Genomic DNA, 13,479 nt, shown 5'->3' on the forward strand with positions numbered 1-13,479 from the left:
CCGAAGGCGTCCGGCGCTTTACTGGCAGGCTTCGCAGCCCGGGTCGTCGATGGCGCAGAACTTGATGTCCGTTGCCGGCACGCTGGCGCGGGCAGCGGCCGCGGCCTTTTCCAGCGCAGTGGGCACCGCGGCGGCGGCAGCCGATGCCACGGTGACGGCGGCGGTGGCTGCGGCAGCGGTCGCTGCGGCTGGGGCGGCCGACGACACGGCGTTCAGCGTGCGGCTTTGCACCGTCGACTTCTCGACCTGCGTGGCGCTGGTGGTGCGCAGATAGTAGGTGGTCTTCAGGCCGCGCAGCCAGGCCAGCTTGTAGGTGTCGTCGAGCTTCTTGCCCGAGGCGCCGGCCATGTAGATGTTCAGGCTCTGCGCTTGGTCGATCCACTTCTGGCGGCGCGACGCGGCCTCGACCAGCCATTCGGGCGAGACCTCGAAGGCGGTCGCGTACTGGTCCTTGATCTCCTGCGGCACGCGGTCGATGGGGCGCAGCGAGCCGTCGAAGTGCTTCAGGTCCATGACCATCACGTCATCCCACAGGCCCAGGCGCTTGAGGTCGCGCACCAGGTAGTTGTTGATGATGGTGAACTCGCCCGACAGGTTGGACTTGACCGACAGGTTGCCGAACGAGGGCTCGATCGAGGCATCGACGCCGACGATGTTGGAGATCGTCGCCGTCGGGGCGATGGCCACGCAGTTCGAGTTGCGCATGCCGTCGGCCGCGATCTTGCTGCGCAGGCCGGCCCAGTCGAGGCGCATCGAGCGGTCGACTTCGACATGGCCGCCGCGGGCCTTCTCCAGCAGGTCCAGCGTGTCCAGTGGCAGGATGCCCTGGTCCCACAGCGAGCCCTTGAAGCTCGAGTAGCTGCCGCGCTCCTTGGCCAGTTCGGTCGAGGCCCAGTAGGCGTAGTAGCAGATGGCTTCCATCGACTGGTCGGCGAACTCCACCGCCTGCATCGAGGCGTAGGGCATGCGCATCTCGTACAGCGCGTCCTGGAAGCCCATCAGGCCCAGGCCCACGGGGCGGTGGCGCAGGTTCGAATCCCTGGCCTTCTGCACCGCGTAGTAGTTGATGTCGATCACGTTGTCGAGCATGCGCATTGCCGTCGTGATGGTCTTGCGCAGCTTCTCGTGGTCGAGCTGGCCGTCCTTGATGTGGCGCACCAGGTTGACCGAGCCGAGGTTGCAGACCGCGGTTTCGGTGTCGCTGGTGTTGAGCGTGATCTCGGTGCACAGGTTGGACGAATGCACCACGCCCGCGTGCTGCTGCGGCGAGCGGATGTTGCAGGGGTCCTTGAAGGTGATCCAGGGGTGGCCGGTCTCGAACAGCATCGAGAGCATCTTGCGCCACAGGTCGGTGGCGGGCAGGGTCTTGTGCAGCTTGAGCTCGCCGCTGGCGGCCTTGGCTTCGTAGGCGGTGTAGGCCTTCTCGAAGTCGGCGCCGTACAGGTCGTGCAGGTCGGGCGCGTCGGCGGGGGAGAACAGCGTCCACGAACCCTTCTCGATCACGCGGCGCATGAACAGGTCGGGAATCCAGTTGGCGGTGTTCATGTCGTGCGTGCGGCGGCGGTCGTCGCCAGTGTTCTTGCGCAGCTCCAGGAACTCCTCGATGTCGAGGTGCCAGCTCTCCAGGTAGGTGCAGACCGCGCCCTTGCGCTTGCCGCCCTGGTTCACGGCCACGGCCGTGTCGTTGACCACCTTCAGGAAGGGCACCACGCCCTGCGATTCGCCGTTCGTGCCCTTGATGCGCGAGCCCAGCGCGCGCACGCGCGTCCAGTCGTTGCCCAGGCCGCCGGCGAACTTCGACAGCAGCGCGTTTTCCTTGATCGACTCGTAGATGCCGTCGAGGTCGTCGGGCACCGTGGTCAGGTAGCAGCTCGACAGCTGCGAGCGCAGCGTGCCGCTGTTGAACAGCGTGGGCGTGCTGCTCATGAAGTCGAAGGAGCTCAGCAGCTCGTAGAACTCGATGGCGCGCGCGTTGCGGTCGGTCTCGCCCAGCGCCAGGCCCATGGCCACGCGCATGAAGAAGGACTGGGGCAGCTCGATGCGCGTCTTCTTGACGTGCAGGAAGTAGCGGTCGTAGAGCGTCTGCAGGCCCAGGTAGTCGAACTGCTGGTCGCGTTCGGCCTTCAGGGCCTGGGCCAGGCGCGGCAGGTCGAAGTTCAGCAGCTCGGGGTTGAGCAGCTCGTTGTCGACGCCCTTCTGCACGAAGCCGGGGAAGTATTCGGCATAGGCCGTGGCCATGTCGGCGGGCGCGACCTCGCGGCCCATGACCTCGCGCACGATGGTGTGCAGCAGCAGGCGCGCGGTGGCGTAGGTGTAGTCCGGGTCCTTCTCGATCAGCGTGCGCGCGGCCAGGATCGCGGCCTTGAACACCTCGTCGATCGGCACGCCGTCGTACAGGTTGCGCAGGGTTTCCTGCACGATGGGTTCGGACTGGATGTCGGCGTTCAGGCCCTGGCAGGCGGACTCGATCAGCGCCAGCAGGCGTTCGCGGTTCAGCGGCACGCGCTGGCCCTTGTCGGTGACCTGCAGCTCGGGTGCGGGCGCGGCCGCGGGCTGGGTGGCCTTCTTCTGCTCGGCGCGCTCCTGGTTGCGGCGCTCGCGGTACAGCACATAGGCGCGCGCCACTTCATGGTGGCCGCCGCGCATCAGGCCGAGTTCGACCTGGTCCTGGATGTCCTCGATATGGAAGGTGCCGCCTGCGGGACGCGAACGCTGCAGCGCGCGCACCACGCCCTGCGTGAGCTCGTCCACCATCTCGCGCACGCTGGCCGATGCCGCACCCTGGGCACCGCGCACGGCGAGAAAGGCCTTGGTCACGGCCACGGCGATCTTCTGCGGCGTGAAGTCCACGACGTCGCCGTTGCGGCGCATGACGTGGTACTGCTGGTCGGCCGAGGGGCGCGCCGCATCGGCGGGCGTGGTGGATACGGGGTTCAACGCTTCTTGCATGGATTCCTCTTGGGCGTTTGATGGATGGCGCTGCAGTGGTGGATGGCCGTTTTTTCCACAAGCCGTGCACACGCTGTGCACAAGTTTTACACTAAATGTAGTGCTTTTGGAAGGCGCCGACCACTACAGGTAGTGTCTGTGATTCGGATGCTAGTTTAGCGCGGCGTACCTGCCAAAACCACGTGGGAGACCGCCAAAACCTTGCTGCAGGAAGAAAAGCCGCCGGCTCCAGCGCGATGCGAAAGGGGTCGGCACCAATGGCTGCGCGGGCTTGCGGCGGGGCATGGCGTGTTGGCTTACAGCAAAAAAAATTTTTGCCGGCGTGGCGAAAAAGCCGGAGTCCACGCAGGCCAATTGACGCTGCCGGAAAAACGTTTTAGGCGTCGGGCACGGACCTGTTCAGCAGGTCCTGGCCTCAGTGCCTGGCGGCCAGTCCAGGGCATTGCCCAGCTCCCCGCGCAGCCGCGGCCAGTCGAAGCCCGGCCCGGGGTCGCACTTGCGGCCCGGCGCTATGTGCTCGTGGCCGGCGACATGGCGGATCGGGTAGTGCGCCGACAGGTCGGCGCACAGCTGCGCCAGCGCCTGGTATTGCGCGGACTCGAAAGTCAGGCCTTCGAGTCCTTCGAGCTCGATGCCTATCGAGTCGTCGTTGCAGTTGCCGCGCCCGCGCCAGCACGATGCGCCCGCATGCCAGGCGCGCTGATCGCAGTCGACGAATTGCCAGATGGCGCCCGCGCGCGTGATGAAGAAATGCGCCGAGACCTCCAGGCCGCGGATACCCTGGTAATAGGGGTGCGCGTCCCAGTCGAGCTGGTTGGTGAACAGCTGCTGCACCGCGCCCGTGCCGTATTCGCCGGGCGGCAGGCTGATCGAGTGCAGCACCAGCAGGTCGATGCAGGCGCCCGGTGGGCGCGGGCCGAAGTTGGGCGAGGGCAGGATCCGCGCGGGCTGGTACCAGCCGCCCTGCCAGCGGCCGCAGGCTTCAGTGCTCGCTGCTGTCGCTGTCATGGGGTGCGGCGATGTTCAGGCGCGCGATGCGGTAGCGGATCTGGCGCAGGCTGATGCCCAGCCGGGCGGCAGCCGCGGTGCGGTTGAAGCCCACCTCGTGCAGCGCGCGCACCAGGATGTCGCGCTCCTGCTGGTCCAGCCAGGCCTGCAGGTCATGGGGCAGGGGGCCGGGCGTGGCCACCGGCGCGGGTGCAAACGGGTCGGCCGCCGCGGCGTCGGCCGCCGCAACATCGAGCGACAGCTGCTGGTCCTCGCCCAGCGCCAACGCGCGGTGCAGCTGGTTCTCCAGCTCGCGCACATTGCCGGTGAGCGGCAGCCGCGCCAGCTGTTCGAGCACCTGCGCGGTGAGCGGCGGCACGGCGCAGCCGCTTTCGGCCGCGATGCGCGCCAGCAGCACCTCGCACAGCGCCGGCAGGTCCTCGCGGCGCTCGCGCAGCGGCGGCAGCCGGATCTCTATGACATTGAGCCGGTAGTACAGGTCCTGGCGGAAGCGCCCGGCTGCCACCTCCTCGGCCAGGTCGCGGTGCGTGGCGCTGACGATGCGCACGTCAACCGCCTCCTCCTGGGTCGAGCCCAGCGGGCGCACGCGCCGCTCCTGGATCGCGCGCAGCAGCTTGGCCTGCATGGCCAGCGGCAGGTCGCCGATCTCGTCGAGGAACAGCGTGCCGCCGCGCGCGGCCTGGAAGTAGCCGCCGCGGTCCTGGGTCGCGCCGGTGTAGGAGCCCTTGCGCGCGCCGAAGAACTCGGCTTCTAGCAGGTTGTCGGGAATCGCGCCGCAGTTCACCGCCACCAGCGGGCCGTCGGCGCGGTGGCTGCAGGCATGCAGCGCGCGCGCGACCAGTTCCTTGCCGGTGCCCGATTCGCCCTGCACCAGCACCGGGGCCATGCTCTTTGCGACCTTGAGAATGTTCTGCTTGACCGCGCGCATGGCCGGCGATTCGCCCACCAGCTGCGCCAGTGCGCTCGCGGGATCGGCCACGAGCAGCTCGATGTCGCGCGGGCCGGCGCCGCGCGCGCCGCGCAGCGCGGCATCGCCGGAGTCGGCGGGCCGGCGCACGGCCGAGGCCACGACGGCGCGGAACTGCTTGAGGTCCACGGGCTTGCTCAGGTAGTCGAACGCGCCCGCGCGCAGCGCCTCGACGGCGTTCTCGGCCGAGCTGTGCGCGGTGATGACCACGCAGCGCTCGGGCCGCTGCTGGGCGCGCAGCTCGTGCAGCAGCTCCAGGCCCAGGCCGTCGGGCAGGCGCATGTCGGTGAGCACGGCGTCGAAGCGCTGCGCCTGCAGCTGCGCACGCGCCTCGTGCACGCAGTCGGCGGTTTCCACGCGGTAGCCCTCGCGCAGCAGCGTCAGCTCGTAGAGCGTGCGCAGGTCGGGCTCGTCGTCGATGACCAGGATGGAGGCGGCGATGTCAGGCATGGGCGAAGGTCAGACCACAATGGTGTCGAGGCGGTAGGCGGGCGTACCCAGGACGGCGGTGGGATAGAACACCAGCGTGAAGGCATTGCCCTCGACGCTGCCGCGCGCGGTGCTGCGCGCCAGCCGCTGGTAGCCCAGGCGCGCGCCGTAGCGCTCGCACAGTTCGCGGCAAATGTACAGCCCCAGGCCCGTGGAGCGGCTTTGCGACGAGAAAAAAGGCTCGAACAGGTGGCGCTGCACCGATGCCTCCAATGGCGGCCCGTCGCTCCAGACCTGCAGCCAGACCGGCGCCGCGCCCGCCGCCGGGGCCGCCGCCGCATGGCCGGTGTGCAGCTGCAGGCCGTCGGCGGCGCTGCTGCGAAAGCGCTGGGCGTTGTCCAGCAGGTTGACCAGCACGCGCCGCAGATGCTCGGCATCGAAGGCCACCATGGCCTGCGGCGCCTGCAGCTGGACCAGCGCCGTGCGCTCGGATGCAGTCCCCGCCGCCCCAATGGCGGGCCCCTGGTCGCTCCATTCCTCCCAGATCGCCGCCACCTGTTCGTCCAGCGGCAGCGCGCTGGCCTCGGCGCCATGCAATTGCTGCTGCACGCGCGCGATGTCCAGCACCTCCTCGGCAATGCGCGCCAGGCGCTGGGCGTTGTTGGCGATCATCTGGCTCAGGCGCTGCTGGGCCGGCGCGCCCAGTTCCTCGGCCAGCAGCGCATTGGCCTGGCTGATCGCGGCCAGCGGATTGCGGATCTCGTGCGCCACGGCGGCCGACATGCGGCCCATGGCGGCGAGCTTCTCGGTGCGCAGCCGCGCCTGCATCTCGCGCAGATCGTGCAGGAACACCAGGCACCATTGCGCGGCTTCGGGCAGCGCGGTGTCCAGCGGGCTGGTGAGCCAGGTGCGCGCATGCAGGCCCAGCGGGTTGCGCCCCGCATGCACCAGGTCCATGTCCGCGGTCAGCTCGGCCCCGCTGGCAAAGGTCTGCTCCACCAACGCCGCCAGCGGGGCGTTGCCGACCGTGGCCGACAGCGCAAAGGGCAGCCGCAGGCCGGCCGCGCAGTCCAGCAGCAGCAGCGCCGCGGGGTTGGCCGCATGCACCAGGCCTTCGCGGTCGATGGCCAGCACGCCGTCGTCGAGATGGTGGATGATCAGGTGATTGACCTGCTCCTGCAGATGCGCCGCCTCGCGGTTTTGCTGCGCCAGCTGCCGCTCGCGCTGCAGGCGCTGCGCCAGCTGGTGCGTGAGGTAGGCCATCAGGAAATAGCCGGCGCAGGTCAGGGCGGTCTGGAAGTACTGCTGCGTGAGGTCCGTCATGCCCGAACGGCCGGCCCAGCCGGTCCAGCCCAGCAGCAGCAGCGTCACGCTGGCGGTGGTGGCAAAGGCCAGCAGCAGCGTGCCCAGCGCTGAGGCCATGAGGATCGGCAGCGCCAGCAGCGGCGCGTAGTTCATCGGGCTGGGCTGCAGCAGCTGCAGAAGGCAGACGACGGCGATGTCGAGCCCGATCAGCGGCAGCCAATGCCAGCCGACCTGCGGCGGCGGCGGCGTGCGGCGCCCGGCAATGCGCGCGAACAGCGTGAAGGCGAGATAGACCGCGCAGATCACCCACAGCAGCGGCGCATTGCGATTGTGCACCGTGAGGCTCAGGCCCTGCAGCACCAGCAGCACCGTGCCGACCAGCACGCGGCCGTTGAGAAAGCCGTTCCACAGCCGCACCACCTGCGGCTCGGCGGTGAAGGGGCGGGGCGCGGCGCTGAGCATGGCCAGGGCGCGGCGCCGGCTCAGGCCGGGCCCTGCGCGCGGTGCTGGGCGCAGCAGTAGTAGCGCGGCTGCGGCGCCTCGAGCACCAGCGCCTCGCTGCGCGGCAGATGCAGCCCGCAGCGCGCGCAGGCCACCATGTCCTGGGGCGGCTGCAGCGGGGCGGCGCGGGGCGCCGCCGGGCGCTGCGCGCGTTCGACACGGCGGCGGCTGCGCCAGATGCCGATGGCGATGACGATCACCAGCAAGACCAGGAGGTACTTCATACGAAACGTTCCAAGAGCACTTCCATCACGAAACGCGAGCCAGCGTAAGACAGAAGCAGCAACAGTGCACCCGCATACAGCACATGCACCGCATGCCGGCCGCGCCAGCCGAAGCGCGCGCGGCCGATCAGCAGCGTGGCGAAGGTGAACCATGCCAGCAGCGAGAAGATCGTCTTGTGGTCCCAGCGCCAGGCCCGGCCGTACAGCGCCTCGCCGAACAGCCAGCCGGCGAGCAGCGTGGCCGAGAGCAGCCAGAAGCCGGCGGAAACGAAACGGAAGGTCAGCCGCTCGAGCGCCAGCAGCGGAATGCCGCTGTCGTCATCGGCCGCCACGCGGATGCGTTTTTCCGCGTGGTTCATCAGCGCCGCATGCACCACGGCCGCGGCAAACAGGCCATAGGAGGCAATGCCCAGCGCCAGGTGCAGCGGCAGCCAGGCCGAGGAATTGACCTGCAGCGGCATGCCCGGAAACAGCGCCGCCAGCACCACCGCGGCCGCGCCCAGCAGCCCCAGCAGCGCGCGCGTGCGCAGTTGCGGATAGAGCTGCTGCTCGACGCCATACACCGTGAGCATGAGCCAGGCAGTGATCGACAGTGCCGTGGCAAAGCCGAAATGCGGCGCCATGCCCAGCAGCCCCCAGGCGAGAAACGCCGCGTGCAGCCCCCAGGCGATGGCCAGCGCGGTGCGCGCCGCGGTTTCCCCGATGCGTGCGGCGGGAAGGGCGTAGGCGCAGGCCGCCAACAGGGCCAGCAGCCAGGTCACGGTAGGAGAGGGGGTATGCATGGAAGCAAAGGGAACCATCGTGCAATGATAGACCGGCGCAGCCCGGCCAGGCCCACGCAGGGCTGCAGCATGCGCCGGTGCGCGCGGGTGTATCAAATCGTACACATTCCAATCCCCGCAGGTGCGCCGCGGCAAGCGCAGGGGCGGCCACCGCGCGCCGGGCCTGCGGGTAAAATCCGCTCTTCACTCTTGCATGCTGCATGCCCCAGGCTGCCCCGCGGGCGGCAGCACCTACCGGAACTTCCCGCCTATGGCCTCCGCTCTTACCGACAAACTCTCGCGCCTCGTCAAGGAGATGCGTGGCCAGGCCCGCATCACCGAATCCAACGTGCAGGACATGCTGCGCGAGGTGCGCATGGCGCTGCTCGAGGCCGACGTGGCGCTGCCCGTGGTGCGCGATTTCATCGCGCGCGTCAAGGAAAAGGCGCTGGGCCAGGAGGTGCTGTCCTCGCTGCAGCCGGGCCAGGTGCTGGTGTCCATCGTCAACACCGAGCTGGCCGCGACCATGGGCGAGGGCGTGAGCGACATCAACCTCAACGCCCAGCCGCCGGCCGTGATCCTGATGGCCGGCCTGCAGGGCGCGGGCAAGACCACGACCACCGCCAAGCTGGCCAAGCACCTGATCGAGAAGCGTAAGAAGAAGGTGCTGACGGTCTCGGGCGACGTGTACCGCCCCGCGGCCATCGAGCAGCTCAAGACCGTCACGGCGCAGGCCGGTGCCGAATGGTTCCCGAGCACCCCGGACCAGAAGCCGCTGGACATCGCGCGCGGCGCGCTCGATTACGCCAAGCGCCACTTCTTCGACGTGCTGCTGGTCGATACCGCGGGCCGGCTGGCCATCGACGAAGCGCTGATGCGCGAGATCCAGGATCTGCACGGCGCGCTCAAGCCCGTCGAAACGCTGTTCGTCGTCGACGCGATGCAGGGCCAGGATGCGATCAACACCGCCAAGGCCTTCAAGGAGGCGCTGCCGCTGACCGGCATCGTGCTGACCAAGCTCGACGGCGACTCGCGCGGCGGCGCGGCGCTGTCGGTGCGCCAGATCACGGGCGCGCCGATCAAGTTCGCGGGTGTCTCCGAAAAGCTCGACGGCCTGGAAGTGTTCGACGCGCAGCGCCACGCGGGCCGCGTGCTGGGCATGGGTGACATCGTCGCGCTGGTGGAACAGGTCACGGCCGGCGTGGACATGGAAGCCGCGCAGCGCCTGGCGGCCAAGGTCAAGAGCGGCGACGGCTTCGATCTCAATGACTTCCTCGGCCAGATCCAGCAGATGAAGCAGATGGGCGGCCTGTCGAGCCTGATGGACAAGCTGCCGAGCCAGATGACGGCCAAGGCCGGCCAGGTCGACATGGACAAGGCCGAGCGCGAGATCCGCCGCAAGGAAGGCATCATCTGCTCGATGACCGCCAAGGAACGCAGCAAGCCCGAGCTGATCAAGGCCACGCGCAAGAAGCGCATCGCCATGGGCGCGGGCGTGCAGGTGCAGGAAGTCAACCGCCTGCTCAAGGAATTCGAGCAGATGCAGGACATGATGAAGAAGATGAAGGGCGGCGGCCTCATGAAGATGATGAAGCGCATGGGCGGGATGAAGGCGATGAAGGGGATGATGGGTGGCGGCGGTGGGATGCCGAAGCTGCCCTTCTGAAGTTGACGGGTCCCCCTGGAAACCGGCCGTGCGTGATGCACAGGCCGGTTTTTTGTTTTGGAGGGCAGGCCCTTCATCCTTCGACAAGCTCAGGACGAACGGTAATTTCCGTTCGCCCTAGGCTACGTCCGCGTCCGCGTCCGCGTCCGCGTACCCGTACCCGTACCCGTACCCGTACCCGTACCCGGTTTTCCATTCGCCCTGAGCCTGTCGAAGGGTGGACGGCCTGCCCGGGAGAAAAGCCCCAGCGTATCCGGTCGTACAAGCCCGATTTGTTTCCCCCAGCCCCCCACGCCCATAATGTCCGCATGCAAATGCCGACCGAAACCCCCATCGTGCCGCCACGCAGGCTCATGCTTTCCGCAGCCCTCGCCAGCGCCGCGATCCTGGCCGGCTGCAGTTCGTCGCCAACGCGCCGCGGACGTACTGCCCCGCCTCCAGTCAAACCACTGGCGCTTGACGGTTCACTGCGCGATGCGCTCTACGCGCGCACCATGCTGGTGGTGAACACGCCCTATACCTATGGCGGCAACACGCCCGATGGCGGTTTCGACTGCAGCGGGCTGGTGCAGTACGCGCTGCAGGGCATCACCGAAAAGCGCCTGCCGCGCAGCACCAGCCAGTGGGCTGGCGTCAGCACCCCGCTGAGCCGCAGCGATCTGCGCCGCGGGGACTTCGTGTTCTTCAACACCTCGGGGGGGCGCTATTCACATATGGGGATCTATGTGGGGGGCGACCGCTTCGTGCATGCGCCGTCGAGCGGGGGCACGGTGCAGGTGGTGGGGATGGGGAGCGCTTATTTCAGCAAGCGGTTTACTGAAGCGCGGACGGTGTTTGCGGGGTGAAGGGCCACCCCTACAGAATTGTTGACGCGGCCGGCCACAGGCCCGAAGCCCCGCACCCTCAATCCCGTAACACCACCTCACCCCGCAAGGTGTACGCCTTGGCCTCGGTGATCCGCACATCGATCATCTGTCCGATCAACCGCTCCTGCCCCGCGAAGTTCACCACGCGGTTGCATTCGGTGCGGCCCATGAGTTCGCTGCCGTCGCGCTTGCTCACGCCTTCGACCAGCAGGCGCTGCACCGTGCCCACGCGCTCCCGGCTGATGTCCAAGATGTTGCGGTTGATCACGGCCTGCAGCTCCTGCAGGCGGCGCAGCTTGACTTCATGCGGCGTGTCGTCGTGCAGGTTGGCGGCGGGCGTGCCCGGGCGCGGGCTGAAGATGAAGCTGAAGCTGTTGTCGAAGCGCAGGTCGTCGATCAGCTTCATCATCTTCTGGAAGTCTTCCTCGGTCTCGCCAGGGAAGCCGACGATGAAGTCGCTGCTCATGGCCAGCTCCGGGCGGATGGCGCGCAGCTTGCGCACCGTGCTCTTGTATTCCATGGCGGTGTAGCCGCGCTTCATCGCCATCAGGATGCGGTCCGAGCCATGCTGCACCGGCAGGTGCAGGTGGCTGACCAGCTTGGGCAGCTTCGCATAGGCCTCGATCAGCCGCGGCGTGAACTCGTTCGGGTGGCTGGTGGTGTAGCGGATGCGCTCGATGCCGGGGATCTCGCTGACGTATTCCAGCAGCAGCGCGAAGTCGGCGATCTCCTGGGTATCGCCCATCCTGCCGAGGTAGGCGTTGACGTTCTGGCCCAGCAGCGTGACTTCCTTCACGCCCTGGTCGGCCAGGCCCGCGACCTCGACCAGCACGTCGTCGAAGGGGCGGCTGACTTCCTCGCCGCGCGTGTAGGGCACGACGCAGTAGCTGCAGTACTTGGAGCAGCCTTCCATGATCGACACGAAGGCCGATGCGCCCTCGACGCGCGCCGGCGGCAGGTGGTCGAACTTCTCGATCTCGGGAAAGCTGATGTCGACCTGCGGCTTGGCCTTGGCGGCGCGCGCGTTCAGCAGCTCGGGCAGGCGGTGCAGGGTCTGCGGGCCGAACACCACATCGACATAGGGCGCGCGCTTGATGATCTCGGCGCCTTCCTGGCTGGCGACGCAGCCGCCCACGCCGATCAGCACGCCCTTGTCCTTCAGGTGCTTGATGCGGCCCAGGTCGCTGAAGACCTTTTCCTGCGCCTTCTCGCGCACCGAGCAGGTGTTGAACAGGATCAGGTCGGCTTCATCGACATCCTGCGTCGGCTCGTAGCCCTGGGCGGCGCCCAGCACGTCGGCCATCTTGTCCGAGTCGTACTCGTTCATCTGGCAGCCGAAGGTCTTGATAAATACTTTTTTGGACATCGTGGAATTCTCGGGAAAAAGGACATGCCCTGCGCGCAGGCGCAAGGCAGCAATGGATCAGGGCAGGGCATGCAGCCCCGTTACTCAGGGGCGCTTCAGCGCAGCTTCTTCAGGCGTCAGGATCCAGGCCGCATGCAGCCATTGGGTGCTGGGCTCGATCACATAGTTGACCAGCAGGTTCTGGCCGGCCAGGGTGTGGGCCATCAGCAGCCGGCCTTCGGCGCTGAACAGCCGAAAGCCCGGCGTGGTGCGGATCGCCTTGCCGTTGAGCGTGACCTCGGGCATGGTGCCGATCACCAGCTTGCCGCGCTGGGCATCGGGCGGGAAGTTGCGCGTGCCGGCGGCGGCAGCGGTCACGGAGGACACGGGCTGCGCCTGGACGGGCAGCGCGGCGGCACTGCCCAGCAGCACAAGGCTGGCGGCAAGCGCGCGCGCGAAAGATGGATGAGAGCAGCGGTGCATGGTGTATATCCAGTGGCTGAGCCCGCGATTCTACGAAAGTTGACGCTGGCGCAGCGGCGCGCCGGGACAATGCGCAGCTAGGAGGCAATGGGCGGCTGGCCCGCGCCCGGCGCATACAGCACGGCGCTGGGCGAGCGGCACAGGCCCCAGAAACGCAGGCCCGTGAGCTCGGCCATGCGCACCCCCATGGCCGTGGGCGCGGAGATCGTTGCCAGCGCGCCGATGCCCAGCTTGGCGCACTTGCGCACCAGCTCATGGCTGCCGCGGCTCGACAGCACGACAAAGCCCGGCTCCTGCAACCGCCCGGCGCGCGCCAGCCGGCCCAGCAGCTTGTCGAGCGCATTGTGCCGGCCCACGTCCTCCACCACATCCTGCAGCTGCCCGTCGGCCAGTGCCCAGCCGGCGGCGTGGATGGCGCCGGCCTGCGCATTAAGCAGCTGCTTGTCTTTCAACGAATCCATCGCGCGCAGCACCTGCGGTAGTTCGATCCCACCAATCCATTCACGCGCGGGCAGCGGCGCAAAGGACAGGTCCAGCGCCGCAAAGCTCTCCACACCGCAGACGCCGCAGCCGGTGCGCCCGCTGAGGCTGCGCCGGTGGTCCTTCAGGCGCGCAAAGCAGCGCGAGGAAATCTCCACCTGCACCTCCATGCCGTCCATGCCCGCCGGCAGGCCCGCGGCTTCGGCGGCCACCGGCGCGGCTTCCACGCCAAAGCAGTCGGCTGCGCTGTCGACGATCCCCTCGCTGAGCGCAAAGCCCAGCGCGAAATCCTCCAGGTCCAGGGGGGTGCCCAGCATCACGGCATGCGAGATGCCGTTGAAGACCAGCGCGATCGGCACTTCGCTGGCCAGGGTGCGCTGCTGCGCCAGTATTTCAGCGGGCTGGCCCTGGACTTCGGGCAGGCGGTGCAGCGTGACGGATTGCGGGTGCAAAGGGGCGATGGCGGAAGACATGGCGCATTATCGAATGCAGCCA

At 68.1% G+C, this 13,479-nt stretch carries 11 protein-coding genes; 2 read left to right on the top strand and 9 right to left on the bottom strand.

The annotated features are described in order from the left end of the window. Positions 1–18 precede the first annotated feature (18 nt). The 6 genes from M9799_RS10850 to M9799_RS10875 all read right to left on the bottom strand — a co-directional run bounded on the left by M9799_RS10850 (position 19) and on the right by M9799_RS10875 (position 8,165). Positions 19–2,949 carry a ribonucleoside-diphosphate reductase subunit alpha gene (locus tag M9799_RS10850; protein ID WP_231041692.1) on the bottom strand — a complete coding sequence of 977 codons (2,931 nt, stop codon included), beginning with the start codon at positions 2,947–2,949 and terminating at the stop codon, positions 19–21. A 399-nt stretch (positions 2,950–3,348) separates the two neighbouring features. After that, positions 3,349–3,957 carry a 1,6-anhydro-N-acetylmuramyl-L-alanine amidase AmpD gene (gene ampD / locus M9799_RS10855; protein WP_231041693.1) on the bottom strand — a complete coding sequence of 203 codons (609 nt, stop codon included), beginning with the start codon at positions 3,955–3,957 and terminating at the stop codon, positions 3,349–3,351. Beyond that, entirely contained in the window at positions 3,932–5,374 is a 1,443-nt protein-coding gene (locus M9799_RS10860; RefSeq protein WP_231041694.1) for a sigma-54-dependent transcriptional regulator, read from the bottom strand. The genes ampD and M9799_RS10860 overlap by 26 nt, the downstream gene beginning before the upstream one ends. 9 nt (positions 5,375–5,383) lie before the next feature. Next, positions 5,384–7,120: a sensor histidine kinase gene (locus M9799_RS10865; protein ID WP_231041695.1), complete on the bottom strand. Its 1,737-nt coding sequence runs from the start codon at positions 7,118–7,120 to the stop codon at positions 5,384–5,386. Positions 7,121–7,140: 20 nt separating this feature from the next. Next, the gene (locus tag M9799_RS10870; protein ID WP_231041696.1) at positions 7,141–7,383 is read right to left on the bottom strand and encodes a PP0621 family protein; all 243 of its coding nucleotides are present in this window, start codon (positions 7,381–7,383) and stop codon (positions 7,141–7,143) included. Beyond that, positions 7,380–8,165, bottom strand: coding sequence for a cytochrome C assembly family protein (locus tag M9799_RS10875; RefSeq protein WP_231041697.1), 786 nt, complete (start codon positions 8,163–8,165; stop codon positions 7,380–7,382). The genes M9799_RS10870 and M9799_RS10875 overlap by 4 nt, the downstream gene beginning before the upstream one ends. A 250-nt stretch (positions 8,166–8,415) precedes the next feature. Here M9799_RS10875 and ffh point away from each other — a divergent pair, with 250 nt between their 5' ends. Then, on the top strand, positions 8,416–9,810 hold the full coding sequence (ffh, locus tag M9799_RS10880) for a signal recognition particle protein (protein WP_231041698.1): 1,395 nt from the start codon (positions 8,416–8,418) through the stop codon (positions 9,808–9,810). A gap of 308 nt (positions 9,811–10,118) precedes the next feature. Beyond that, positions 10,119–10,655 carry a C40 family peptidase gene (locus M9799_RS10885; protein ID WP_231041699.1) on the top strand — a complete coding sequence of 179 codons (537 nt, stop codon included), beginning with the start codon at positions 10,119–10,121 and terminating at the stop codon, positions 10,653–10,655. Positions 10,656–10,713: 58 nt separating this feature from the next. Here the strand turns inward: M9799_RS10885 and miaB are convergent, their stop codons facing one another. The 3 genes from miaB to fdhD all read right to left on the bottom strand — a co-directional run bounded on the left by miaB (position 10,714) and on the right by fdhD (position 13,457). Then, a complete protein-coding gene (gene miaB / locus M9799_RS10890) occupies positions 10,714–12,042 on the bottom strand; it encodes a tRNA (N6-isopentenyl adenosine(37)-C2)-methylthiotransferase MiaB (RefSeq protein ID WP_231041700.1) in 1,329 nt (442 codons plus the stop codon). Positions 12,043–12,126: 84 nt separating this feature from the next. Further along, complete coding sequence (locus tag M9799_RS10895) at positions 12,127–12,504, bottom strand: hypothetical protein (RefSeq protein WP_231041701.1); 378 nt, start codon at positions 12,502–12,504, stop codon at positions 12,127–12,129. Positions 12,505–12,581: 77 nt separating this feature from the next. After that, a complete protein-coding gene (gene fdhD, locus M9799_RS10900) occupies positions 12,582–13,457 on the bottom strand; it encodes a formate dehydrogenase accessory sulfurtransferase FdhD (RefSeq protein WP_231041702.1) in 876 nt (291 codons plus the stop codon). Positions 13,458–13,479: the final 22 nt, after the last annotated feature.

Origin of the sequence: Comamonas endophytica (assembly GCF_023634805.2) — a bacterium.
GTDB classification, from domain to species: Bacteria; Pseudomonadota; Gammaproteobacteria; order Burkholderiales; family Burkholderiaceae_C; genus Comamonas; species Comamonas endophytica.